General features: G+C 49.1%; 23 protein-coding genes and 1 tRNA gene. 7 read left to right on the forward strand and 17 right to left on the reverse strand.

From position 1 onward, the window contains the following. Positions 1-23 precede the first annotated feature (23 nt). Positions 24-1,016, reverse strand: coding sequence for a type I glyceraldehyde-3-phosphate dehydrogenase (gene gap, locus Q4E40_RS00470; RefSeq protein WP_303409426.1), 993 nt, complete (start codon positions 1,014-1,016; stop codon positions 24-26). A 183-nt stretch (positions 1,017-1,199) separates the two neighbouring features. Here gap and Q4E40_RS00475 point away from each other — a divergent pair. Both Q4E40_RS00475 and Q4E40_RS00480 read left to right on the forward strand, forming a co-directional pair. Beyond that, positions 1,200-1,271 (forward strand) — tRNA-Glu (locus Q4E40_RS00475). Between the two features lie 411 nt (positions 1,272-1,682). Next, positions 1,683-2,924, forward strand: coding sequence for an alpha/beta fold hydrolase (locus tag Q4E40_RS00480; RefSeq protein WP_303409427.1), 1,242 nt, complete (start codon positions 1,683-1,685; stop codon positions 2,922-2,924). Between the two features lie 301 nt (positions 2,925-3,225). On the opposite strand, the gene Q4E40_RS00485 is transcribed toward Q4E40_RS00480, so the two are convergent. Then, complete coding sequence (locus tag Q4E40_RS00485) at positions 3,226-3,576, reverse strand: winged helix-turn-helix transcriptional regulator (RefSeq protein WP_303409428.1); 351 nt, start codon at positions 3,574-3,576, stop codon at positions 3,226-3,228. Between the two features lie 181 nt (positions 3,577-3,757). On the opposite strand from Q4E40_RS00485, the gene Q4E40_RS00490 reads away from it, so the two are divergent. The 3 genes from Q4E40_RS00490 (at position 3,758) to Q4E40_RS00500 (ending at position 6,846) form a co-directional block, all read left to right on the forward strand. Next, positions 3,758-4,882 carry an NtaA/DmoA family FMN-dependent monooxygenase gene (locus Q4E40_RS00490; protein ID WP_303409429.1) on the forward strand — a complete coding sequence of 375 codons (1,125 nt, stop codon included), beginning with the start codon at positions 3,758-3,760 and terminating at the stop codon, positions 4,880-4,882. Between the two features lie 144 nt (positions 4,883-5,026). Next, positions 5,027-5,770 carry an NADPH-dependent F420 reductase gene (locus Q4E40_RS00495; RefSeq protein ID WP_303409430.1) on the forward strand — a complete coding sequence of 248 codons (744 nt, stop codon included), beginning with the start codon at positions 5,027-5,029 and terminating at the stop codon, positions 5,768-5,770. Between the two features lie 65 nt (positions 5,771-5,835). Then, positions 5,836-6,846 carry an LLM class flavin-dependent oxidoreductase gene (locus Q4E40_RS00500; protein WP_303409431.1) on the forward strand — a complete coding sequence of 337 codons (1,011 nt, stop codon included), beginning with the start codon at positions 5,836-5,838 and terminating at the stop codon, positions 6,844-6,846. A 433-nt stretch (positions 6,847-7,279) separates the two neighbouring features. On the opposite strand, the gene Q4E40_RS00505 is transcribed toward Q4E40_RS00500, so the two are convergent. From Q4E40_RS00505 to Q4E40_RS00515, 3 genes are all read right to left on the reverse strand, one after another. Continuing rightward, entirely contained in the window at positions 7,280-7,882 is a 603-nt protein-coding gene (locus tag Q4E40_RS00505; protein ID WP_303409432.1) for an ankyrin repeat domain-containing protein, read from the reverse strand. Positions 7,883-7,941: 59 nt separating this feature from the next. Continuing rightward, positions 7,942-9,300: an amidohydrolase family protein gene (locus Q4E40_RS00510; RefSeq protein ID WP_303409433.1), complete on the reverse strand. Its 1,359-nt coding sequence runs from the start codon at positions 9,298-9,300 to the stop codon at positions 7,942-7,944. Between the two features lie 80 nt (positions 9,301-9,380). Next, a complete protein-coding gene (locus Q4E40_RS00515) occupies positions 9,381-10,229 on the reverse strand; it encodes an AraC family transcriptional regulator (RefSeq protein WP_303409434.1) in 849 nt (282 codons plus the stop codon). A 473-nt stretch (positions 10,230-10,702) separates the two neighbouring features. Here Q4E40_RS00515 and Q4E40_RS00520 point away from each other — a divergent pair, with 473 nt between their 5' ends. After that, positions 10,703-11,563: an EamA family transporter gene (locus Q4E40_RS00520; protein WP_303409435.1), complete on the forward strand. Its 861-nt coding sequence runs from the start codon at positions 10,703-10,705 to the stop codon at positions 11,561-11,563. 97 nt (positions 11,564-11,660) lie between these two features. Here Q4E40_RS00520 and Q4E40_RS00525 read toward each other — a convergent pair whose 3' ends face one another. Both Q4E40_RS00525 and Q4E40_RS00530 read right to left on the reverse strand, forming a co-directional pair. Continuing rightward, positions 11,661-12,626 (reverse strand): DUF5996 family protein, encoded by a 966-nt coding sequence (locus tag Q4E40_RS00525; RefSeq protein ID WP_303409436.1) that lies wholly within the window; start codon positions 12,624-12,626, stop codon positions 11,661-11,663. Positions 12,627-12,650: 24 nt separating this feature from the next. Further along, positions 12,651-13,163 carry an OsmC family protein gene (locus Q4E40_RS00530; protein WP_303409437.1) on the reverse strand — a complete coding sequence of 171 codons (513 nt, stop codon included), beginning with the start codon at positions 13,161-13,163 and terminating at the stop codon, positions 12,651-12,653. A 414-nt stretch (positions 13,164-13,577) separates the two neighbouring features. Between Q4E40_RS00530 and Q4E40_RS00535 the strand changes: the two genes are divergently transcribed. Further along, the gene (locus Q4E40_RS00535; RefSeq protein ID WP_303409438.1) at positions 13,578-14,750 is read left to right on the forward strand and encodes an MFS transporter; all 1,173 of its coding nucleotides are present in this window, start codon (positions 13,578-13,580) and stop codon (positions 14,748-14,750) included. Positions 14,751-14,793: 43 nt separating this feature from the next. Here the strand turns inward: Q4E40_RS00535 and Q4E40_RS00540 are convergent, their stop codons facing one another. The 10 genes from Q4E40_RS00540 to Q4E40_RS00585 all read right to left on the reverse strand — a co-directional run bounded on the left by Q4E40_RS00540 (position 14,794) and on the right by Q4E40_RS00585 (position 25,444). Next, positions 14,794-15,669 carry an SDR family NAD(P)-dependent oxidoreductase gene (locus Q4E40_RS00540; protein WP_303409439.1) on the reverse strand — a complete coding sequence of 292 codons (876 nt, stop codon included), beginning with the start codon at positions 15,667-15,669 and terminating at the stop codon, positions 14,794-14,796. Between the two features lie 220 nt (positions 15,670-15,889). Further along, entirely contained in the window at positions 15,890-17,134 is a 1,245-nt protein-coding gene (locus Q4E40_RS00545; RefSeq protein WP_303409440.1) for an amidohydrolase family protein, read from the reverse strand. A 231-nt stretch (positions 17,135-17,365) separates the two neighbouring features. Beyond that, positions 17,366-17,710, reverse strand: coding sequence for a hypothetical protein (locus tag Q4E40_RS00550; protein ID WP_303409441.1), 345 nt, complete (start codon positions 17,708-17,710; stop codon positions 17,366-17,368). Positions 17,711-17,906: 196 nt separating this feature from the next. Continuing rightward, a complete protein-coding gene (locus Q4E40_RS00555; protein ID WP_303409442.1) occupies positions 17,907-18,425 on the reverse strand; it encodes a DUF488 domain-containing protein in 519 nt (172 codons plus the stop codon). A gap of 61 nt (positions 18,426-18,486) precedes the next feature. Then, positions 18,487-18,885 (reverse strand): GlcG/HbpS family heme-binding protein, encoded by a 399-nt coding sequence (locus tag Q4E40_RS00560; RefSeq protein WP_303409443.1) that lies wholly within the window; start codon positions 18,883-18,885, stop codon positions 18,487-18,489. Between the two features lie 166 nt (positions 18,886-19,051). Further along, positions 19,052-19,435: a nuclear transport factor 2 family protein gene (locus Q4E40_RS00565; RefSeq protein WP_303409444.1), complete on the reverse strand. Its 384-nt coding sequence runs from the start codon at positions 19,433-19,435 to the stop codon at positions 19,052-19,054. Between the two features lie 118 nt (positions 19,436-19,553). Then, positions 19,554-21,665: a glycoside hydrolase family 3 protein gene (locus Q4E40_RS00570; protein ID WP_303409445.1), complete on the reverse strand. Its 2,112-nt coding sequence runs from the start codon at positions 21,663-21,665 to the stop codon at positions 19,554-19,556. A 34-nt stretch (positions 21,666-21,699) separates the two neighbouring features. Then, positions 21,700-22,953 (reverse strand): M20 metallopeptidase family protein, encoded by a 1,254-nt coding sequence (locus Q4E40_RS00575; protein WP_303409446.1) that lies wholly within the window; start codon positions 22,951-22,953, stop codon positions 21,700-21,702. A 555-nt stretch (positions 22,954-23,508) separates the two neighbouring features. After that, entirely contained in the window at positions 23,509-24,159 is a 651-nt protein-coding gene (locus Q4E40_RS00580; RefSeq protein WP_303409447.1) for a trimeric intracellular cation channel family protein, read from the reverse strand. Positions 24,160-24,178: 19 nt separating this feature from the next. Then, entirely contained in the window at positions 24,179-25,444 is a 1,266-nt protein-coding gene (locus tag Q4E40_RS00585; protein ID WP_303409448.1) for a M20 family metallopeptidase, read from the reverse strand. Between the last annotated feature and the right edge of the window lie 7 nt (positions 25,445-25,451).

The following is a 25,451-nucleotide window of genomic DNA, read 5'->3' on the forward strand; positions in this document are numbered from 1 at the left end:
GGTATAAGGTATAAAACCGGTGATTAGCCAAGCTTGGCGATCAGGTCAGCTGTTCTGTTTGAGTAGCCAGCCTCGTTGTCGTACCAGCCTACCACTTTCACCAGTGTTTCGTTAGCGGAAGTCAACTCTGCATCGAACACGCAAGAGTGGGTGTTGCCTACGATGTCAATCGAAACGATCGGATCTTCGGTGTACTCCAGGATGCCTTTCATGTCGCCTTCAGCGGCTTTCTTCATGGCAGCGTTGACCTCTTCTTTCGTGGCAGGACGCTTCAGGATACAGGTAAGGTCTGTCAGTGAGCCATCCGGAATAGGAACACGCATGGCCACACCGTCCAGTTTGCCTTTCAGGTGAGGAAGCACCAGGCCAACAGCCTTGGCAGCACCTGTAGACGTTGGGATGATGGAATAAGCGGCTGCACGCGCTCTTCTCAGGTCGCTGTGCGGGGAGTCCTGCAGGCTCTGGTCAGAGGTATAGGCGTGTACCGTGGTGATATAGCCTTTCTCGATACCGAACGTATCGTCCAGTACTTTCGCCATTGGCGCCAGGCAGTTTGTTGTACAAGAGGCGTTCGAAACGATGCGCTCGTCACCGGTCAGGATGTCTTCGTTCACACCCAGCACTACAGTTGGGATGTTACCTTTGGCAGGAGCCGAGATAACTACTTTGCGGGCACCTGCCTCCAGGTGGCCACCAGCACCCTGCTCGTCTACGAAACGACCGGTTGATTCCAGCACTACGTCCACGCCCATTTCGCCCCAAGGCAAGTTCTTTGGCTCGCGCTCTGCTGTGATCTGAATCTCTCTGCCGTTTACGATAATACCGTTGTCAGTGGCTTCTACTGTACCATTAAAACGGCCGTGCACTGAGTCGTACTTCAGCAGGTGAGCCAATGTTTTGGTGTTGGTCAGGTCGTTGATCGCTACTACCTCTACATTGTCCTTCTCCAGAAGGGCCTTAAAAGTAAGTCTGCCGATACGGCCAAAACCGTTAATTGCAACTTTAATTTTAGACATGGTATTTGGGATTGATTTGTTTTAAAATTTTGATGCTGCGAAGTTACGATTACGGATAAGGAAAACCAACATATTTTTTCCCTGCTGGCTCTTAATGTTTTACGTACAATCAGGCTAAAAAATCAAAAAAACATTTGCCTTGTAAGCGCTTTGCCTTATCTTTGCACCACCAAATGACAGAATGGTCCGTTCGTCTAGGGGTTAGGACTCCAGATTTTCATTCTGGCAACAGGGGTTCGATTCCCCTACGGACTACTCGAAAGCCTATTAGAGCAATCTAATAGGCTTTTTTATTTTATTTCGGGCACCTAAGCAGCCCCCCTCCAACCGCTTGGCTTCAAGAATACAATAATTTTATAAACTATAAGTAACTGGACAAAGGCGAATCCAGCAGTTCCTGCTGTCTTTCCTCTAATTTCGTGACTCTCGACGATAGCCAAGCGGTGTTAGGAGACAAAATACATCTATTCGTCTAAAAGGTTATTAAATATATACACAGTACCTTGTATTACAAAGTACTGTGTATATATTTGTACCACTTACTCCCCACATTACCTGGGACCTAAATAGCAGTCTTTGTTTTTAGGATATTCGGAATAAGTAACTGCACCTGTTATAATGACAACCTTGATAAATTTCCATCTTCTCTTATAAACAACTAAAACTATGATGATCAAAAGAACACTATTGCTGCTGTTTTTCTTCGGGAGCATCATGTTGGCGAATGCCCAACAAACAAAAATGATTAGTGTCGGGGATCACTCGCTGGAGATGATACAGGCAGGGGCTGGCGAATATACCGTGATCTTCGAATCAGGCTTCGGGACAGACTACAAAGTATGGGGCAATGTGGCTGCAGAAGTGCTGAATGCCAACCAGGTGATGCTGTATTCAAGAGCCGGAACAGGCAGATCAGAAGCAAACCCGAAACCTCAAACCCTGGAGGCAGCTGTACAGGATCTGAAAACCCTCATTGATCAGGCAAACCTGAAACCGCCTTTCATCTTAGTGGGCCATTCGTACGGCGCCTTCATTATCCGGGCCTATGCGGCGCAGCATCCGGATAAAGTGAAAGGGCTGGTCTTTGTTGATCCGGCGCATGAAAAAATGATGCAGGAATTGAAAAAGGCAGATCATGCCAAAGCGATCAAAGACATGGAGCTGCAAAACAGCTTTATACCAGACAGGTTCAAGCAAGAGAACGAAGCCATCAACAGGATTTTTGAAAAAGCTGCTTTGCCTGATTTCGGAAAGTTGCCACAAGTACCGGCTATGGTGCTTACCTCTGTGCAGAAAAGGGCTAACCCGGAATTGTTTCTGCACGAGCCAAAAGGCGTGGAAGTATGGCGAAAGCTGCACAACGATTTTTTCAGCCAGTTTACCAGCGGCGCGCATGTAATAACGGCCAATAGTGGCCATAACATACACAGAGAAGAGCCGGAACTGGTGATCAACGCCATCAGTCAGGTGGTGCAGGCGGCAACGAAGGAAAAAGCGCGGCAAGAGCACGAAGCCAAAATGTTGGCCTTAGATAATAAAATCGTGAAGGCGGACACGTACCTGAAGCAGCGAAAAGAATCCAAAGCGGAAGCAATCGTGTTTGATGGGTTGAAAGGCTCCGGATTCGGTGAGCGCACCATCAACACCATCGCCTACCAGTATCTTAACAACCCGGCCACATTACCGGTTTCCCTGCTGATTTTCAAGTATAACACGGTGGCTTATGCTAGCTCGGCCAATGCATTCGATAGCTACGGGGAAGCCTTGTTTAAGCAAGGCAGGCTAAAGCAGGCTGAAGAGCAGTTCCAGAAAGCCATCAAACTTGCCACTGCTGCCAACGACGCCTCCACGCTTGAAAACAGCCAGAACAACCTGGAAAAGATTAACCAGCTAAAAAGGTCTAAATGACTTAAAAGGATGCAACACCTATCTGTTTTTAGCTCCTCTTCCATGTAAATACGCTTCTAGAAAAGTCAAATCCCTGTGGAAAAAGTTCGATAATACACTCCTTAGGTCTGCGAAAAAGCCGCTTCAGATAAAAATGGAGCGGCTTTTTTGGTTCGATTAATTCCCCTTCGGTTTTGAATTTTACTATTGTGTCACTTGGTATCTCACATCTTCAATCACAACACTATACCGCCTTATTTGATTTCCGGCGCTTCATTTATAATTTACTGAATTTGATCTCTCTAAGATACTTACCTCAAAATTAACTCTTTTCGAAGATTTTCTGCCGGTGGTTCAATCCCCATTCCTTTAAGGCATAGATGATAGGAGACAGCGTATCAGCATAGGGTTGCGGCTTATACAAGATCTTAACCGGGTAGTCCTCTACCACAACGCGCTTGATTAAGCGGTGCTGCTCCAAGTCCTTGAGTTCCTTTGCCAGCACCTTGGGTGTGATTCCCGGAATACTCTCCTGTATATCAGTGAAGCGCTCGTTTCCGGTCGTGACGGAGATAATGATGGGCAATTTCCACTTGCCATTGATCACGTCAAGTGCATCCCGCACCGGCTTTACCGTGTTCAGGCAATCATTGCATGCTTTTTTTGCTGCCATTGCTCGCTTTATGATGGTTTTACACTTTCCTTCAGGAAAGTACTATACAAAGGAAAGTGTATTTCCGTAAATTTGCAACATAATTATTCAGGGCCTACTGTAGAATTTAAACTGCGGCGCCCCATACGCACCCATGGAGGAGTTTCTGTTTGGGTAGAAACAGGCATCAATAGTAGTTGAAATGGAAAATATAAAGAAGTTAAAGCTGGCGGCCATTATAGATGGTCTGGGATGGAATTATGTGGGCTGGCAGCATCCAGAAATGCCGGCTGACGCCAGCGAGAACATTGATTTTTATATCCAGCAGGCAAAGCTCGCCGAAGGAGCCAAGTTTGACACGCTCTTTTTGGTCGACGTGAGCCATGTTGGCCCGGGAAACATCCCGCATTACCTGAGCATGTTTGAAGGTGTTTCCGTCATGTCCGCCATCAGCACACACACCCAAAAAATCGGCTTATCGGTTACCGCGTCCACTTCCTATGCCGATCCTTACAGCGTCGCCCGGCAAATCCTGTCATTGGACAAGATAAGCAGGGGCCGCGCGTCTTTGAACGCCATTACTTCAAACCCGGGAGGCATGGTCAACTTCAGCCGAGGCCATTTGGGCAAATCAGACCAATACCCCATGAATAAAGAATTCATGGAAATCTTATTGGGCTTGTGGGACACCTATGAAGACGATGCTTTTATCCGGGATAAGGAAAGTGGCGTATTTTTAGATCCCCGAAAAATGCATCGGGTGAATTACCGGGGAAAATATTTCCAGGTAGAAGGGCCTTTAAACCTTAGCCGTTCGGTTCAGGGGCGACCCGTGTTGTACACAGCAGGTACTTCGCAAACGTTTATGGATCATGCCACCAGCTATACAGATGGTGTATTTACCCATGGCCATACCCTGGAGGAAACAGTGGCCATTGCCAACGAATTAAGGCGCCAATTAGTTGAAAAAGGCAGAAGGCCGGAAGACTTTATCGTGTCAGTCTCCCAGAATCCGATCGTTGGCAGGACAGATCAGGAAGCCCTGGAAAAATACCTGGAACTGTTGCGGTTGATTCCCAAAAACAGCCTCCCCCGCCCACTGTTTTTTGGATCAGCCGAGAAAGTGGCCGATCAGATACAGCAGTGGCATGACCAGGGAGCAATCGATATGTTGATACTTCGGCAGGATCATCCCCATGGTTTGCGGGATTTTATTGACTTGGTCGTGCCTATTTTGCAGGAACGCGGCATATTCCGTACTGAGTATGAAGCTGATACACTGAGAGGCAATCTGGAGTTGCCCATGCCAGCCTTCAGAGAAATCTAAACGGCCGGCTCTACACCAGGGGCATATAGAATTTGTTGAGAAATTTTGCCTGGGTCCCATAGGTTTCGGCCCGTACGGTTAGGATTTCCTGTAAAGGCCATAAAGAATTCGTCATTACATTAACTGACCTCTAAAGAAAATAATATGAAAATAGGAATCATTGGAACAGGTGCAATTGGAAGCATCCTTGCCCAAAAACTCTCTGCTGCAGGGCATCAGGTAAAAGTAACCAACACCCGAGACATGGCCACTCTTAGCGAAATAGCGGCCAATTTAGGTGCCGAGGCGGCCACCCTTGAAGATGTGGTAAAAGATGTGGATGCCATCATTTTCTCCATCCCTTTCAAAGCATATAAAGACCTGCCGAAAAATTTACTGCAGGACGTAGCCCAGGAGGTCATTATTCTGGATACCTCCAATTATTATCCAATACGTGATGGCGAGCTGCCTGGCTTAGAAGGCAAGACGGAAAGTGAATACATTTCAGAAACCTTAGGAAGATCGGTTATCAAGGTGTTCAACAACATTTTGGAGTACACTTTGAGGCATAAAGGGAAGCCGGCCGGTGAGGAAGGAAGAATTGCGATTTCGGTTGCCGGAGAAAACGAGGCTCATAAAAAAGTGGCCGCTGAACTGGTTGACCAGGTAGGTTTTGACACAGTGGAGGGGGGAAGCCTTGCCGAATCGTGGAGACAGGAACCAGGCACCCCTGCCTATTGCACGGAACTGAATACAGTAGAATTGAAACAAGCACTTGCTGCAGCCAAAAGGGGATTAGCCCCTGCAGCTCGGGATGCTGCCATGGAAAAATTCATGAACGCAAAGACTTTTCCTTTTCATGAAGAAATGGTGGCCATTAATCAATCAACTTATGCAGTAAATAAATAATATGTCTTTTAATTGGTCATAATCAGCTGTACCGAATTAACAGTAACGAAAAAGAATTGAATACCATGAAAAATAACATTGCTTATTCCATTTTAGAACTTGCCATTGTATCGCAGGGAGAAACCATACAAAAGACCCTGCACAATTCATTGGCCTTAGCCAAAGAAGCGGAAGCACATCACTACAAACGCATTTGGTTTGCCGAGCATCATAATTCAAACAATATCGGCAGTAGCGCTACCTCCCTGCTCATCGGTTACGTGGCCGAAAACACTACCTCCATCCGGGTAGGTTCAGGGGGTGTGATGCTTCCCAATCACTCGCCTTTGATCATAGCTGAACAGTTTGGCACGCTCGCACATCTATACCCGAACCGCATTGATTTGGGTCTGGGAAGAGCACCGGGAACAGATCAGGCAACTGCTCGTGCCATCAGGTCAGATTTTATGGAGGCTGCACATTCTTTTCCGAGGGAAATAGAAAAAATTCAGCAGTATTTTTCCGAAGGAAATATAGTTGCCAGTGTTAGGGCTCCCGTTGCAGAAGGCACCGGTGTTCCGCTCTATGTATTGGGCTCCTCGACCGATAGTGCCCACATAGCGGCTCAAAAGGGATTGCCTTACGCCTTTGCCAGTCATTTTGCATCAACACATCTACACAACGCGTTACGAATCTATGAACAGGAATTTCAACCTTCCGGGGTATTGGATAAACCCTATACCATGGCCGGGGTGAATGTTTTGGTGGCCGATACCGATGAAGAAGCGGAAAAACTGTTTACTTCCTTAATCAGAATGTTTGTGGGTGTATTAACCGGTTCCAGAGACCCCTTACACCCACCAACCGAACTGACCGAGGAGTTGGAAGGAGTCTTGCAACACCCAACTTTACAACAAATGCTACGGTATTCCTTTGTAGGTAGTAAGCAAACGGTAAAAACGCAAATTCAGGAATTTCTGGAAGAAACGGGAGTGGATGAACTGATCACTGTGTCCACCATGTACGACATAAATGACCGCCTAAAATCTACCAGACTATTTGCAGAAATTATGAAGGAGATAAATGAAAATAGGTAAAAGGAGGCGATGCACCATTTAAAAGAAACTAGGCTGTTGTAATACAGAGTTAAACCTTTATTTAGAATAATTATCTTAATGCTCCTATCCTACCCCCAGAAAATCACTTAAGGAGGTAAGATCATTGTGGATAAAGTTCGATAATTCACTCCTACGGACTACTTAAAAGCTTCTCAGTTTACGCTGAGAGGCTTTTTTTATTCCTTCTGACGGACTAGCTAGAGCCTGTACTTCTAAAGATCTACAAGTTCCTTTCATCAACTAACCACTCTAATGACAACTTTAAGATGAAATCTAAGCCCAAGTGTGCATAGTAGACAGATATCGTCTTAACTTAAGCTATACCTGCGTCAGCAAAGAGGCCGTATACTTGATCAGGTATAGCGGCCTCTTATAATTTCTGCACCTATTTTATTCTGAATGATCAGGAGTCTCAGCGTGCTTCTTCCAGCACCCTGGCAATGGCAGTGAATCCCATTTTACGGGCATGCTGCAGCGCTGTTACCCTATCGTTATCCGGGATGTTGATGTCGCAGCCGGCATCAACCAATACCCGTACCACCTCTACATAGGTTTTGGAACCATCTCCCAATACAACAGCCTCCATCAGCGCAGTCCAGCCCAGGCGGTTTACATGGTCTATGGGAAAGCCTTTGGTGTTGGCCAGCAATTTCACCACATCCAGGTGCCCTTTCTCGCATGCCGGAATCAGGGCGCTGCCGTTGTAGCGGTTAAACACATCAAAGCGGGCACCGTTTTCCAGGTATAGCTTCACAAGATCCGTATACCCTGCTGCGCCGGCGTATAAGAAAGGGCTATCTTTCATCGCATCCTGTTGGTTAACATCAGCGCCGTGTTTAACAAGCAGCTGCGCCATTTCCAGGTTGTTCTGGTGCGTGGCTAATAGTAACAGCGACCTTTTCTGCGCATCGGTCGTGTTCACGTCTGCTCCATTTTTCAGGGCAGTTGCTACCGCATCTAACTTGTTATTTTTAACGGCCTCCACCAGGGAGCCTTTTGTGGCAGGTGTTTGCATAGCAGTTTCTGTTTGGCAGGATGTGAGCAATAAAAACGAAAATATTAACAATAGTGTGTTCATACGCTAGTTGTTTGATACACGATATTTCCTTTATGAATCAATGATCTCACGGGAGATACACGGGAAACGGCTTCTGCCGAGCAACTGGCGTCTACCAATACCAGGTCAGCTTTGACGCCTGGCTGCGGCCACTGCCTGTTTCCTTTGTCATCCAGTGGCAGGATATTGTGGGTAGCCAGCTTCAGGCACCTGGAGAGCTCGAACTCGGAGACGTAATTATAAAGCTGCGCCATCAGGTTCACTTTCTGTAGAATGCTGCCCGTACCAAAAGTGTCCCAGTGGTCAATGATGGAGTCGTTGCCAGTGCGCACGTCTACGCCGTACTTGTAAAGCGCCGGGATAGGCATCATCTGTTTTCCGATGGGGATGGTAGAAATGATACCTATTTTGGCGGCGGCCAGTTTCTCCGCTACTCCTTCCAGCTTTTGCTTTTCAAGCGAGGCAAGTACATAACAGTGGCTGATAAAGGTTTTGTCTTGCAGGACAGGATTCTCGTTTACACGATCGATCAGGTATTCTATCGTTTTAAGTCCGGATGCACCGCCTTCGTGCAGGTGAATGTCGATGCCCTTTTTGTGATCCAGCGCCAGCTGCACTACAAAATCCATACTTTTCTTCATATCACCGTCGACAGCCCCCGGGTCTAAGCCACCTATAAAATCAATACCCATCGCGGCGGCTTCTTTCATCAGCTGCTCTGATTTTGAACGCAGGATGCCATGTTGCGGAAAGGCTACCAGTTCTGCATCAAAACTATCCTTCTTATTCTCAAGGGCCTGTTGCAGATTCTGAAGGGAATTGAGCTTAGAAGTAGGTTCGATGTTGACGTGGCTTCTGGCAAAGTTAGCTCCATGCGACTGCAGCAACTCGATCAGTTTTTCTGCCCGCTCAGTAGAGGTTGGCAGCATCTTCGGGAGTACCTGTTGCTCGTAGGCAATCATGTCCTGCACCGTTCTGTTCTTCTTGCGCCGCGCCTGCCACGGACCGCCGTAAAAGGTCTTGTCCAGGTGAATGTGCATGTCCTTGAATGCAGGAAGCAGTAGCAGGCCCTGGGCATCCATAGCGTTGGCATCTGGGTTATTGGGCAAGACAGCTTTTACCTTACCGTCAAGGATTTCAAGGATGAACAAGTCTGTCTTCGTACTTACCACTTCATCTCCCTCATACTCGAATCCTGTCTCCAGTCTCACATTTTTAAGTGTAAGGGCATTACCGGCAGCCATGTAGCTGTTTTGCTCAGCAGCCTGTGGCTGCGCCGTAGCCAGCATACCTGTACAGGAGGCCAGGGTGCTTCCAGCAAGCAGCATCGCAGAATTTTTGATGAAATCTTTACGCGTTATCGGTTGAAGAGCCATAGTACTGTCTTTTAAAAGTACAAAGGTAGCACCTCCTATACTCAAAACAGATGTGCGGTTCCTGCCAAAACTTGCAAATTTCATAACTGCTCCCGAAAGGAACGCGGCGACATACCTGTTTTGCTTTTGAAAAAGTTGGAGAAATGCGCCAGGTCACTGAAGCCAAGATCAAAAGCAATTTCTTTAACAGGCAACTCGGATGCATGCAACAATCGTTTGGCTTCCAGGATGATGCGGGTATGTATAAGAAACAGGGCAGGCACCTGCAGATTCCTTTTGCAGAGTATGTTCAGGTAATTAGCCGAGATGTGCAGTTGGTCGGCGTAGAAGGCGACTGACTTTTGCTCTTTGAAGTAAACATCTACCAGGTGCTGATATTTCATAAGCGCCGGCACAGCGCGGTATACCTTCAGGTAATCATACTTTTCCCCGGCCTCGCGGTTCACCAGCTGCGCAATCAACTGGTTTCTCAGGTTAACAATGTTCCAGTGTACGGGCGCTCTACTTAGTTCAGCGTCGATGGACTGAAACTCATGCTGTAGTTGTGAGAAAGTCTCGGAGGAAAGCTCAAGGACAGGTTGCTTCTGATACAGCACAAAAGTAAGCTCCAGCGAAGACGAGAAAATTTCGAAAACAGGCTGGCTGATCATCAGCTGATACGCCACTGTATTTTCACCTAAAGCCCAGCTGTGTACCTGGCCCGGAAATAGCAGGTGCAACTGATGATCCCCTACCTCATACTGCTTGAAATCTATCGTATGCGTTCCGCTCCCTTGCTCAAACAAAAGCAGCATGAAAAAGTCATGCTTGTGCGGCTTTTCTATAAGCTGCTTTCCTTGTACCAGATGAAACTGCAACTCGTTAGTGTGATGGAGATCAGGCTGAAACTCCTGTATACCAAACACCGGGAAATTATCTTTAGGCTTCACAACTTTCGGGTTAAACAAACTATTATAATCGAGACGCTTAAACCAGGAATAACCAGAGAATCCTATTGTGAGTCTAGGTGGAGCATCCTCCTCAATCAAATCATTTGCGTGATAGTGTACGCATCTTAAAACAAAAAAATCTTTTCTCCTCCAGCAGTGGCCCTGGCAGTTTATGGTAGAAATATTGTGATGGCAGCCTCTGCTGTTGATTTAAAGTCACCAGACGATTATCAATTGGAATTTAAGGGAATCATCCTCATCTTTGTGCCGTAATAATTTACCATGACACCTTATCTTTCCAACACCCCTACCCCACAACGTTTTGCTTACAATATAACCCTTGTTTCTTCGTCTATCTCTTTCTGCCTGGCCCTCCCTTTGAGCAGTTAATCTAAGCTATCAGATTGTTTCACAGCCTTTAACTCTCTCAGGAATTGCCCTGGGATTCCATCGCATTTACCCTCATCTGGAAAATGTTAAATTTACCGAATAAGAAAATATCAATTCCGGCTATACCTGCCGTGCTGCTTGCCATGATCAGTGTGCAGGGCGGCGCTTCCATTGCCAAGTATCTTTTCCCTGTCTTAGGAGCCAGCGGAACGGCTTCGCTGCGCATTGGCTTCTCAACGCTCATCTTACTGGCTGTCTCCAGAACCAACCTCTTCAAGGTAACCAAAAAGCAGTGGTTGTACTGCCTGGCCTACGGCACCTGCCTGGGCGCCATGAACCTGGTGTTCTATTTCGCCATCAAGCGCATCCCGCTGGGCCTGGGTGTTACCCTGGAGTTCACCGGACCACTGGTGCTGGCATTACTGGGCTCCAGAAAGAAGCTGGATCTGCTTTGGGTGCTGCTGGCCTGCATAGGTATAGCCCTGATTGCTCCGTGGCAGAACAACAACGTGGACCTGTTAGGTGCAGGCCTTGCTGTCGGGGCCGGCGCCCTGTGGGCTGGCTACATTGTGCTGGGCGGAAAGGTAGCAAAAGTGATGAAAGGCAGCGATGCGGTCGGAGTAGGAATGCTCTTTGCCACCATGTTTGTGCTCCCTTTTGGTATATTCAGCGGCGACCTGGCGGCAGTTACTGCACCCCTGCTGTTAATCGGTGTGGCTGTTGCGCTTTTAACCAGTGCTATACCTTATACCCTGGAAATTGGTGCCTTGCGTCAACTCCCGCCCAAAACTTTTGGCATCCTGATGAGCCTGCACCCGGCCTTTGCAGCCCTCTCGGGTTTGCTGTTCCTGGAAGAATACCTCAGCGTGACCCAGTGGGTATCCATTTTATGCGTCGTAACAGCCAGCGTGGGTGCCACTTACTTTTCAAGGAAGGTCCGATAATCGGTAGAAGCTGGAAAGGACTGCTGCTCTCCTGGGTACCCCCAATGGCTGGCGGGGAATGGGCGTAAGCTTTAAACTAATTAAAAGCAACGCTTCTTTATTGATCTTTGTCCACCTGCTTGTACGCACGGCGATCTGCTTTTCTCCGGTTGTCAAAGTTCTCCTGTTCCAGCGCTTTGCGATCCCATCGGGCCAGCTCAGCTGCCGCCTCGTAGGTGCTGTGCAGGAAGTCCAGCAGCACTGCCTCTGGATCATCGGCCTCCTGCACTGCATCGTAAGGCAGAATGAATTCCCTAAGCTCCGGATGGTAGTAGGCCTGGTCAGGTTTTATGCGGGCATCCTTATACCCTTCCGGCTCCGGGTATATGTAGCTGTAAAACGCAGCCTCAGGAAATGCCTCACTCCCCGGCCAAAAGCCGCAGCTACAAACCTCTTTGGAGTAAGCTTCCTGCGCTACCCAATCGGGTAGGTTTGGCACGCCCCCCGGGTGCTTGGGTGCATCACGGCCAGAGAAGCGCGACACGGCCAGATCGAAGCTGCCCCAAAACAAATGCACGGGGCTGCACTTGCCTTTGAATTCAGCCCTGAACCGGGTAAAAACATCGTGCGCCCGCAGGAGTGCCTGGTGCAAAACCGTGGCATGATCGGGGTTGTAGGTAGCATGCGTTTCATCTTTATGAAAGGGAATGGGGTCTTCCAGTTCATTCGGTACAGGGTAAATGTCTGCCTCTATACCTACTTCCCGAAGGGCATCCAGCACCTGCTGGTAGCACCCTGCCACCGACAGCTTTTTCAGGTCAATGTTGTTTGTTTCGCCTGCACTGGTTTTTAGCTGCAGTTGATGGTGTATAAAATCGAAGTCCAGCTGAAAATCTTTGTCCCCGGCCACGACATCCGAAGTAGTGAGTCCGCTGGGAGTAACATACAGGGTAACGTGCCAGGAATGATTGATCCAGGGCATTTTGACCAGTCTGATCTTCCCCACGATCTGCGTCCACAGGTGGATCGTTTCATAGGTCTTTTGAGCTTCTTTAAAGGACAGCTTGGGCCATGTTGTTTTCATAGGCGATTATTTTCGAACAGTTGATCAATCCAGTAGGGTGATGATATCGCTGGGCCTGCTTAAAAGGCGGTGCAGCGGACATGCTTTCGCTATTTTACACAGCTTGCCCCGCTGCTCTGTCGTCAGCGTTTCACCAAAAGATACACTGCAGTAAAAAGTGTTATTGCCGGAAGCCGTGTTGGTGCTTTTCACCAGGTTTACTTTAGCCTTAATCCGGCCTATCTCCCACCCTTTCCGCGTTATATACATACGCAGGGTGATCACCATGCAGGATGCCAGGGCCATACACAGGTAGTCTCCGGGGTTGGGCCCCAGATTCTGGCCTCCAAGATCAAAAGGTTCATCGGCTAGCAGCCTATGCTGGTTCGTGATGAGTTTTGTCGCATAAGCTTCACCTGTATTTTCTGCTTCGGCAGTGGCTATGATGTTGGGCATTTGTATGTTGTTAGTCGTAAGCACAGTAATGGATGACTCGCCCTGAAAAACCTGGCAGTTGACAGTCTTGCTCCTATACCTGGTGAATGGCTGTTGCTTCATCCCCAGCCCTTTACACCTTATACCGCTTTGGTAGACAAGGGTTTCCGGCACTGGCATACGTATTTTACGCTGCCCGTTTTCTGATGTAGCAAATGATCGGAATAGCCGCTGACAACTGTGAAATTATACCTTCCGCGGGTAATTGATCAAAAGCTGTTTGTTTGAATCGCAACCTATCTGTAGTCAAAATGGCACCGTATATACCTAAGTATCAGTCCATATATGGAAACAGCTTTGTCCCGGCCTAAAATTGTGCAAAATTGCAGCCGGAAAGCCCGGGAAGATTGTAGTGGAAGCCAGTGAGTAGGATTTCGCGTATAGCAAGGCAGTAAACAAGGTTACATTTCAGGACTTCAAGCCCCCACCCTATCAGCTTTTCAACAGGCTTTCAAACAGCTACAACCAACATCTGCTATGAACGATCAAAAAACTACAGGCAGCGTGAAGGATTATTTCCCATGGCTGATCATGGTGCTGATGTCCTCTGTAACATTTGTCGGGATTCTTTCGGAGTTGATGCCTTCGGGCGTTCTCCCGCAAATGATGGCAGATTTGAACATCAACGAGGTGCAGGGCGGCAATTTGGTGGGGTATTACGCCATCGCGTCTGCCATTTTCGCGATTCCGCTGGTGTCACTGACCATGCAGTTCAACCGTAAAATCCTGTTACTGATTTTGCTGGCGGGATTTGCTGTTTCAAATATTGTGGCGGGCCTCTCCCTGAATTACACGGTTATCATAATTCTCCGGATCATTGGCGGGATTTGTGCTGGTGTGATGTGGCCCATGATTGCAGCCTACGGCATGCGCCTGGTTGACGAGGAGCAACACGGTAGGGCGATCGCGGTCATTATGGCGGGAAACACCTTGGGCATCAGCCTGGGGATGCCGATCGTGACCTTTATCGGCAACGAATATGGCTGGCAAACAGAATTCATTGCGCTTGGGGTATTTATATTTGTCATTGGTCTGCTGTGCATTCTCGTATTGCCATCCACACCGGGAGAGAAACTCACCAAAAGATCATCGCCGTTTGCCCTGCTCAAAATCCCGGCGGTTTTAATCGTGCTGCTCCTCACCCTGCTTGGTGTGAGCGCGCATTACGGCGTTTATGTGTACATCACCAGCCTGGTGGATGAAATAGAACTTGCCGGCGGAATAGAAAGTGCTTTGTTGCTTTTTGGGGCCGGCTCCCTGATCTCTGTCCTGCTGGCCATAAAATACACTGATCTATACCTGAGGCTGCTAACAGTGGCCATGTTTGCCTTGCTGATCGTTTCCATGCTCGTCTTTATATTGTTCGGTGGAACGACAGGTATAGCCCATTTCGCTTTCTTCCTGTGGGGACTTTCATTTGGTCCGCTGGTCACGCTGTTCCAGGCGGCGGTGAGCAGGCAGGTAGAAAGCGCCAAGGATGTGGCCACCTCCGTTCAGTCCTCCACCTTCAACTTTTCCATTATGCTGGCAACGTCCGGAGCCGGTCTGTTGCTTGGCATTTACTCTCCCATGGTCCTGACTTCAATGGCCATCGCCCTGGCTATTCCGGGCCTGCTGATTTCCTTCTTTGCGAGAAAGACCTTGGGTTAATCTGTCGGCATCCTTTGTTCTAAACCGTAGCTATCTTTCGGCATTATGTATTATTGGCGCTATCGCCACCGGTCACGTCAATGGTGGCGCCGCTGACCATAGCTGCTTCGTCTGAAGCCAGAAAAACCACAGCCGGAGCGATCGCTTCCGGTTCAATCCATGGCACTCCTAAAGGGGTTTTCTTAAGTAATGTTTTTTTGGCATCCTCCTCATCCTTCTTTGCGTTCCCGGTTGGTTTGTTGCCGCCAGCCTGAATTGCCTGCGCGTAACGCTGCTGACGTCGGGTGAGTGGGGTATTAACCAAGCCGGGTATAAGTGCATTTACAGTGATGTTGTATTCCCCCAGTTCAAGTGCGGCCGATTTCATCAGCCCGATAATACCCCACTTTGAGGCCGAGTATGATGAGCCATTTTTTGTACCGTGTCGCCCCTGCGTGGAAGAAGTGACAATAATGCGTCCACCGCCTCGCTCTACCAGCAGCGGTGCAAATGCACGAAGTGTATTTGCGGTCCCGGTCAGATTCACTTCAATTTGCTCGTGCCAGTCCGCGTCTTCCATTTCGAGTAACGGCTTAAAGCCCTGAATACCTGCATTGGCGAAAACGATATCCAAGCCTCCGGATTCTCTTTTAATCTGTTCTGCAGCATCCCGTAGTTCAGCCATATTACGCACGTCAAGCCTTATCGACAGCCACCGCCTGCCGGCTTCCTGCACGGCGCGACCTGTTTCTTCAAGGTCTGAAGTGGCAGCAGGTTCAAGTTCAAAATTCGGGCTTACGGGACCGGCAATGTCAATTCCAATGATATGTGCACCTTCACGCGCCAATGCAATTGCTGCTGCTCGTCCAATACCTCTTGCTGCACCGGTAATGACAGCAATTTTATCTTGTACCCGTCCGGAATCCTTATTGCTTTTCATATTTTTGATTAGGTGTGGCCTCGTATATGGGCTGTAAAATCGTCCATGTAAGGACAATGGAATTTCACGAAACTACATCACATGACCACCAGTTTATGGGAACAGTTTATATAGCAGTTCTTGAATCATCCTTACCCAAGCCACTACTATGGAACCGCCCTTGATTACCAAACAGTCTTTTCAGTTGTGCATGGTTTACTGGTAAGAAGTTGAAAGTAAATCAGATGTCTAGCGAAATTTCGTATTCAGGTTCTCTGCGACGGAAAAGGAATTCACCGTTGCGAACGGAGGCCAGGACGACGGCTCTTTGACGGATCGCTTCAAAAGCAGAAGTTTCGTTCAGAACGATAAAGTTCGCCGGCTTACCCTTCTCCAGGCCATACTGGTCTTCCAGCAACATGGTTTTGGCACCGTTGTAGGTGATCAGATCAAAAGCCGTTTCCAGTTCCTCGTAAGAGGCGACGTGGGTTAAGTGGATGCCGTTGTCCAGGATATTCATCAGGTTTCCGTTGCCCAAGGGGTACCAGGGATCGTTGATGGAATCTTGCCCGAAACTGACATTGATGCCTTCTCTCAAAAACTCTCTTACGCGGGTCAGGCCACGGCGCTTCGGGTAGGTATCCTGGCGGCCCTGCAGGTAGGCATTTTCTGTGGGACAGGCAATGAAATTCATACCGTTGGCCTTGAACAAGCCCATCATGCGGTGCGCGTACGCATCGTCTGCGCTGCCGAACGAGCAGGTATGGCTGGCCGCGGTTCTGTGACCGGCCCCTTCTATCATGGTCAGGGCATTGAGCAGCTCCACGAAACGCGCCATCGGGTCGTCTGTCTCGTCGCAGTGCACGTCGATCATTTTACCATATTTCATGGCGAGCTCCACCGAGCTGTGCACCGATTTTTCACCGATCTCCCGCGCCCATTCAAAGTGCGGAATTCCCCCTACGCAATCCGCTCCCATCTTCAGGCCTTCCTCCACCAGTTCATAACCGCCTTTATAAGCATACATTCCCTCCTGCGGAAAAGAGACAATCTGAATGGTTACGGTATCTTTCAGTTCCTCCCGCAACTCGAGCATGACCTGCATCCCCAGAAGTTTCGGGTCCGTCACATCAATGTGCGTGCGGATATACTGTACACCCTGAGAAACCTCTTCCCGGATGGCAGCCAGCGCCCGCTCCCGGGCATCCTCTTTCGTCTGCGATTTTTTTATATCATGCCAGCGGGTGATTCCTTCGAAAAGCGTTCCTGATTTAATCTTGCCACCATCGTTTCGGCCGGTGTAAACATAATCCAGGTGTAAGTGGGAATCTACGTAAGGTGGCAAAACCAACTTCCCGTTGAGGTCGATCTCCTCATCACACTTGGGCAGATCAGTCCCAATCTGCGTGATTTTTCCGTCCTCAACCACCAGTTCGGTTGCTGAAGCGTTGCGATAGATTTTCGCATGAAAGAATTTCTTTTTCATATTAAACTGATTTAGAATTTAATATAAAGGTGATTTGTGCAACTCAGGTATAGCGGAAGTGTGATCAGGTGAGGGCAGCCGGGAAGAGGAGCACCAGGGGGAGTATGTGCTACAGAGGATAAACAAGTCGCTGTACTTTGTGGGGTGGCTGCTTGGTCTGTCGTCCCTTAGATGGTGTGATAACATTTAACCTCTTCTTTGTTTTGAGATGCAAAAAAAGAAGAGGTAATCTCAGGTGGCTTCGCCGGGCGAGATATTGCTATACTTATCCAGCTTGGCGCGATGTAATTTTTGTAGAAGGGCAACTGTATTTGAATCCGAGTAGATGCCATCGCCCGTTACCAGTATTCCCTTCAGGCCGTTATTCATTTCCAGGCCATAAACAGTTGCCTCGTCCCCCGGATCTGAATTGCCTTCATACCGGCTTACATAAGCAATCTTTATATCATCGGCTCCAAATTTTCCAGAGTCCCACCAAACGAAGCCGTCTTTCAGGGTAAGGTCTTTATCAAATCCCAATGCTCTGAGTTTGGTTATGGCTTCTGAAGCACTAGCATATTTAAATTTTTCATTCATGATCGTCTGTCTAAATGTTGATTAATGGTCCGCTATGAAAAAATCTATTCCAGTAGGTATTAAATATCACAGCATTCTAGTCTTCAATGTGTACGGCGCCGTCCAAGGCAAGGATACTTTCATTAAACCCCGGGATTGGTTTTAATGAAAGTATCCTTGCCTCTATATTTTGCTGCCAGGGCGTTTTTATCAGCGCCTATCCCTTCACCTGATGCGTTTCCAGGTATACGGAGGTATAAGGATGTTCTTTTGCTACTCCTTCCAACATGATGTGCATCACGGTCCAGCCTCTTTCTTTGAGATAGTCCGAGATGATGGCGCGATGGCACCGCCACCATACGGCTTCGGAGCACATGTAGGCTGTTCTCTTTTGGTTGGCGACTTCTGTCAGCTTCGCTATTGCCTCTTCAAACTCTTTTGTCTCGGCATAATCAGCATAGCCGCGAAAGGAGTCGCTTCTCCAGACGGTGTGGGGGGAGTCGGGCCGGGGCTTTCTGCGGCCGCCCAGCTCCTGCTCAGGCATATACCTGATTCCAGCCTCGGGCAGGTAAGTCTCCAGGGCTGACACGTTAAAGTGCGGGTACTTTTTAGAGCCGGGATACCGGCGCACATCCACCAGCACCTCAATCTGAAAGGACTGCAGCGCGGCCACAAATTCCTCGGGGCTTCTGGTAGAGTGACCGAATGTCCAGATAGTTTTGTTCGTAGCTGACATTATAATTCTTTCCCGTTAAAGGCTTCTATACCTATTGCAGTGAAATAGTCGCTTCTTCACATTACTTTGAGATCGCTTTCACGCCAGCCTCCGCCACCGTATGGTCATTCTCAACGGTGCTGCCCGATACGCCAATGGCACCAATAATCTCTCCGTTGCCATCCGTAATCGGAATACCGCCCGGAAAAGTAATTAACCCTCCGTTGGAGTGCTCGATGTTGTAGAGGGAGCCGCCGGGCTGTGATGCCTGCCCCAGATCACCGGTGGGCATGTCGAAGAAACGGGCGGTTCTGGCTTTGCGAATGGAAATATCGATTGAGCCCAGCCAGACACCGTCCATCCGGGCGAAGGCCGTCAAGTTCGCGCCGGCGTCCACCACGGCAATGTTCATTTTAAGATTCAGTTCCTGTGCCCTCTCTTTCGCTGCCTGTACGGCCCTTTGCGCCTGTTCCAATGTCATTCCCGTTTGCTTTCAGATTTAGTGTAGATGGATGCGTTACCTACCACTGCATACTGCACACATGTCGAAAGGTTGGCTTGAATGGAGTATAGGATAATCAAATGCAGTGACCCATAGCAACTTGCGCAGCTCATTTCAGTAAAACACGCTCTTAGAGAGTACCCTTTTATTCCTTAACAACTTCAGATGTCGCAAACTCTTCCATTCTCGAGATAAGGTTGTTTTCGACGGTGTATACCTGCACCCATTTTTGTTTTAGTTCTTTTCCTGAACGTCTCACTCTTTGATGTTCCTGACCTAAAACGACCACATTGTTACCTTCCACAATGTATTGCTGTGGCTCAAAGCTGATGATCTCAGTGCCTTTGAGAATGCCATTAATAAACCTACGCGCTCCCTCCTTCCCTTCGTAAATACCTTTGGGTATAACTTGTGTGCCATGGTAAATCCAAACAGTATCATTGGAAACGGTTTCTACGAATTCCTCTACATTGCCCACACTAAAGGCAGCGAACATTTTCTCGACAACTGCTTTTGCTGCATTTTCCATTTTAAACCTTTTGTATTAATTATTATTTGCACTACAATTCTCTCTTCTAGTCTATATAAAAGACCGCTTCAGGTATACCTGGAGCGGTCTTTTCAAATAACGTCTTGGTAGCTTACGCTTATTCTGTCGCAGCTCCTGAGCTTCGGGCGCTGGCGGACTGTCCATATTGTAACCCTTCTCCGAACTTGAATAAGGCATACCCTTCGCCTTCCTTGTGGCCTGGTAAATCTTCTTTGTTATTCTCCACTGCCTGCTGACTGATCGGCGTTGTAAAAGGCATTTTGCCACTGGGGTTGAACTTCCCGGTCACTACATCAAGCAGTGCTTCGGGTTCTGCCCCGAAGGTGGCCAGTATACCCAGGAAGCGGTTGCTGGTCTGCTGGTTATACACTTCGTCAATCACAAAGGGATTGGCGTAATTGATCACCAGCACGGTAGGTTTCTTTGATGTGAGCGTGTTGATGTACTTCACATCCACCGCGCAGGCAGAAAGGGTTACTCGTATGGGAGAGTCATCAGACGGGAAGAGCGGACGGATGGTGGGCTTCACCCAGAGCAGAATCACATCCGCCTCCTCTGGCGTGGAGACGAAGGTGAGCCCTTCGTAGGTCTCCGAATATACCTTCCCCGGACCCGGCCTCACCTTCCCATATACCTTGCTATAATCCTCAAAGTATACCTTCGTGCCCTTCGCCAGCGGCAAAGCGTTTTTTTCGTTGCGCACGAGCACGATGGACTTGCGCTGTGCCTCTTTTCCGGCCTCCACAAACTCCTGCTTGCCCACTACGTCTCCGGCCCTTCCTTCGTCTACATATGGATTTTCAAACAGCCCGAGTTGGAACAGCTCTATGAGCAGCAGCGTGACCGATTCATCCACATACTGCATCACCTCCGGATGCGCTTTCAGGGTTTTAAGGAGTTGGGTGGGATCGGCATTGCCGGCAAACAGGTTGGTGCCTGCATCCAGTGCCTTTACATACCGCTGGTCAATAGTGAGATTTTCCACCCCCCAGGGCATGGATTCGATCGGGCCGGTATCGGAGTTAATGATTCCCTTGAAGCCCAGTTCGCCCCGAAGCACGTCCCGCAGAAGCCCTTTGTTATAGGCGTAAGCCACTTCTTCATACTTGGTGTCTTTGGGCAGCGAGTAATAGGGCATGATGGAAGAGGTGCCGGCTTTGATGGCTGCTTTGAAGGGGAGCATGTTCTCTTCCAGCTGGCCTCCCGGGAATACGGCAAAGCGGCCATAGGTATAGTGCGGATCAAATCCCTTGCGAGCGGACCCTCCTCCCGGGTAGTGCTTGGTGGTCATGGCGACCGACTCCTGGTTCAATCTGGGTCCCTGAAAGCCGAGTGTGATCGCAGCGATTGAGCGGGCGACGAGTCCTGGGTCTTCGCCGAAGGTGCCCTCGATGCGCTGCCAGCGGGGCTCGGTTGCCAGGTCGGCCATGTACATGTACCCCTTGCGTATACCTACCGCCAGCCACTCCTGCCGTGCCATGTCCCCGAACCGGCGAATCATCGCTGAGTCGGCCATGGCTCCCAATCCGATTTCAGATGGCCATTTGGAGAAACCGACAGACGTGGAACCCGTCGCACCCAGTGCCCCCGAAGTGATGTGGTTGCGGGGATTGGATGCGAACAGCACCGGTATACCCAGGCTATCACTTTCCGCCAGTGCCTGTACCTTGTTGGCCCAGCGTGCCATGGTGTCGGCGGGTGCGGTGGTAGTGCGCCAGATAAAATGGCGCATCTTGTGCTTGAGTATTCCTTTGGTCGTGCCGACTGTGTTCATCACCGGAAATGGGAGTGGCTCACCAGTGAACTGGTTTTTGTCGATGACGACGTCCTCCTCGTTAAACGCGCTGGTGATGGGTTTTGTCTGTCCTGAAGCTTCGAGCATGAACGATTCGTTGTACATGCGCATATCGGCAATCAGCAGCATCCCTACCTTCTCCTCCAGCGACATCTTGCTGAGCAGGTCCTTGCTTCTTTCGGCCGGCGTTAAGCGCCAATCTTCATAGGCGTCCAGCCGGCCGTTGCGGTTGAGGTCTTTGAATTGCAAGCCGTCAGCCTCCACAAGCTTAGTTGAGCGGTGACCCAGGTTGGGTTGAGACGTCTTCTCTGTTTCGGTTTCGGTTTCCGCTTCTGTCTCTTTATTGGATTGACCGCAGGCATTCAACAAGGCAAACATGACAGTCATAGAAAGGAAAGTATGAAAATTCTTCATATAGGTCCAGACAGGATTTAGCTTAATACCTACTCTATTTATTCAGATAATCCAGGATGATCTGTACCTGGGTTTTCACCCCATTCTGCAAGGCGCTCTCGTCCACCGTGAATTTAGGGTTGTGGTTCGCAGCGCCTTTCCCAATGCCAAGCGTCATGAAGCTGACGGGGGCTATTTTCCTGTAGTAAGCAAAATCCTCACTGGCCGTCATCATGGGGGCGTCAAAGACCTGTTCCTTTCCCAGGACGGTAACTGCGCTTTTCCTGGCGTGGGCGTTCAGGGCTTCATCATTCCGTATGGCCGGGTAGGTATTAATGTACTCCAGCTCGTAGGTAGCCCCGTAAGCCTTCGTAATGTTCTCAATTATTTCCTTTATTCTTTCCTCCACCTGTTTTCTGGTTTCGTCTGACGTGGTGCGGATACTGGCAGCCAATTCAGCCCTGTCTGCTATCACATTGAAAGCATCGCCTGACTGAAATTTACCGATGGTGACCACCGTCATCTCGCCCGGCTCAACATTTCGGGATACAATCGTTTGCAAAGCACTGACAATGGCAGCGCCTACCACGATCGGGTCAATTCCCAGATGGGGCATGGAGCCATGCGATCCTTTCCCGATAATGTTCAGGTGAAAGACGTCCTGCGCAGTGGAAGCTGCGCCTACCGGCAAAATGCCCACATGGCCGGCCGGGAAATTGGGCAGCACATGCATGCCAAAAAAGGCCTCTACGCCCTTTAAAGCCCCGGAATTGATGATATCGATAGCTCCTCCGGGTGGTGTTTCTTCTGCGTGCTGAAAGATAAAGTAGACCGTTCCCTTTAGCTGGCTCTGCATTTTGGATAAGGTAGCGGCAGTTCCCAGCAGCGTGGCCGTATGCGCATCATGGCCACAGGAGTGCATCACATTGTTCGCTTTTGATTTAAATGGCAAATCGGTCTCTTCTTGCATCGGCAAAGCATCCATGTCTGCCCGGAAGGCAACCGTTTTGCCAGGCTTAGCGCCTTTCAGCACGCCGATGACGCTTGTTTTGGCAGGCCTTATCACTTCGATATTGGGGAACGACTTCAGCACTTCTTCCACATACTTGCCCGTGTTTTCCTCATTGAAGGACAGCTCGGGGTTCTGGTGGATGTGCCGCCGCCACTTGATCACATCATCAGCAGGTATGTTTTTCACCCAGGCGGCATCCGTGTTCTTATTACCTGTTTTTTTACTTTGTTTCGACTGCGCACTGAGTGAGCCACTCAGAACCACGGCAAGTACTAGCAGTAATAGTCTTATCATCATATGCGTGCTGCTTTAAATTATACATTTACATACTATGTATACTGCCACACCCAAACCAGGTTGATTATTTAAGATGCTAATTATCTACTGCAGAGGGTTTTATTTACACTAAAGACAAGTTTTAAAAGAAGCAGACGCTCTGTTTTAATTTTTAAAGGCGTTTTACCACGCACGCCGGTAAACGTTTCTTGATTTCACCCCACGCTTTTAGACAAGTCTAACAGAATGTGCAATGATTTATCCTTCATCTACTTTTATGATGATGCGCAACCGCTACGAGACTATACTAAAAGAAGATATTTCTACTCCTGTTTAACCAGAGGCTGAAACCGGGCCCTGAGCTATGTGACTTTCGCGATTGACCTGGATGCGAAATGTTTGTGTACTACTGAACCAACATGGCCAAATTCAAATAAGAGTCAGTTACGTTTTCATTGGCCTTGTATCACTACCCAGGCAGGTATAGCGTCACAGCGGTAAGCATATAAATCCAGCGCAACTTCCAGGTTATTCCTAAACAGTTGCTGCAGCGCATGCACCACTAAAATTTAAAAATCAGGGTGATCCTTTTTCCTCACCAGCTTTCTTATTTGAAGGAACAGGCAGGTTCCAGCGATAGTGCAAGGCTAAAATCCGCAACGTAAAACATACTGCTAGGGCAATCAGCGCAACCCAGTCGCTTGGCACTTCTTCTATGTAGCTTCCCAAAACCACAATCAATGCCCCAATAAGTGCTGCCGATGCATAAATTTCTTTTTCCAGAATAACAGGGACCCGGGCAAGCAATATATCCCGCACCACGCCCCCGCCAACTGCGGTGGTGATTCCCAACAGCACGGCCACCTCCCCATTGTGGCCATAGTGCAGCACTTTTTGTGCTCCCGTTACGGCAAACATGGATAAACCAATGGCATCGAAGAACAGCACCGGGCGCTTGAGCCGCTGTACGACCGAAAATAAGCTGACAGTTATTCCGGCAGCAGTAATGGCAACCACCGCATAGCGCCAGTTCGTAAATCCGGCGGGCGGTATGGCTCCGATGCAAAGGTCGCGGATTATTCCCCCGCCGCAGGCGACTGTGAAGGCTAGGGCGCAGATTCCAAACAGGTCAAGGTCACGTTTTCTGGCTGCCGCGGCTCCGCTTATGGCAAAGGCAAAGGTCCCTACCAGGTCAAGGATAAGGTGGAGCGACTGTAGTTCTTCCATTCCGATATCCCGAGCCAGTTTAATGGAACCAGGCTGCGGCGGCTGTCATCATGGCCTGCAAACCAGTTTTTAAGGTTGGGTGTATGACTGGCGCAAACTTGGGGGAATGGTTACTGGGTATAGCATTTATTCGGTCTGCTTTTTTGGCCTCCTGATACGTTTGGGGGTCAGTTCCGCCTACAAACCAGAAAACATAAGGCACTTTCCAGTTCCGGCCAAAAATACTGAAGTCCTCGCTGGCAGAAGCAGGCTTGGTCTCAAATGCCCTGTCGCCAAACTGCATCTTGAAGGCTTCAACCACTCTGGCGGTGGCCTCGGCATCATTTACCGTCATCGGGTAACTGACCAGTTCCGTAAATTCAGGATCTCTTGGGGCATTGGAAGCGGCACATTCCGCGCAACAGATCCGCTTTACCGCAGAAAGGATATGGTCCTTTACACTGTCGTTGAAGGTGCGGATATTAAGTTTGAGCGTGGCTTCTTCCGGGATGATATTTTCTTTCGTGCCCGCCTGCAGCGCGCCAACGGTCAGCACGGCATTTTCGATCGGGGCTACCTCGCGGGAAATAATGGTCTGCAGGCGCATGGTGGTAGCCGCCGCCATAACCACCGGATCGATGGAAGTATGGGGTTGCGAACCATGTGAGCCACGTCCGAAGAGCCTTACTTTCAGGCTATTGCCGGCCGATAAAATGGTGCCGCTGCGATACTTTACCGTGCCGGCCTCGCCCACCATCACATGCTGCCCCAGGATGATATCCGGCTTGGGGAAACGCTCCATCATGCCATCGTCTATCATACTTTGGGCACCGCGGCCTACTTCTTCACCCGGCTGGAAAACGGCCATCAGCGTCCCTCTCCACAGGTCTCTGTTTTCTGAAAACAGCCTGGCCGCGCCCATGAGCCAGGTAACATGCAGGTCGTGGCCGCAAACATGCGATACACCGACCTCGGTTCCTTCTTCGTCTCTGGCTATCTTCGTACTGGCATAGGGCAGCCCTGTGTCTTCGCTTACAGGAAGCGCATCCATATCCGCCCGAAGCATGACCACAGGCCCTTCGCCATTTTGCAAAATACCTACCACACCGGTTACCCCAACGTCCGTTGAAACGTCGAACTGGTATCTGGCTAAGTAATCCGCAGCAATTTTAGCTGTCCGGAATTCTTCCATTGATAACTCCGGGTTCTGGTGAATGTCTTTATAGATGGCTTCCAATTCGGGCAGAAGCTGCTCTATCAAGCTGTCCAGACTATCATTGAAGGCTTTGATTTTAGGGATCTCCATAACTATC

Origin of the sequence: Pontibacter coccineus, assembly GCF_030546575.1 — a bacterium.
GTDB classification, from domain to species: domain Bacteria; phylum Bacteroidota; class Bacteroidia; order Cytophagales; family Hymenobacteraceae; genus Pontibacter; species Pontibacter coccineus.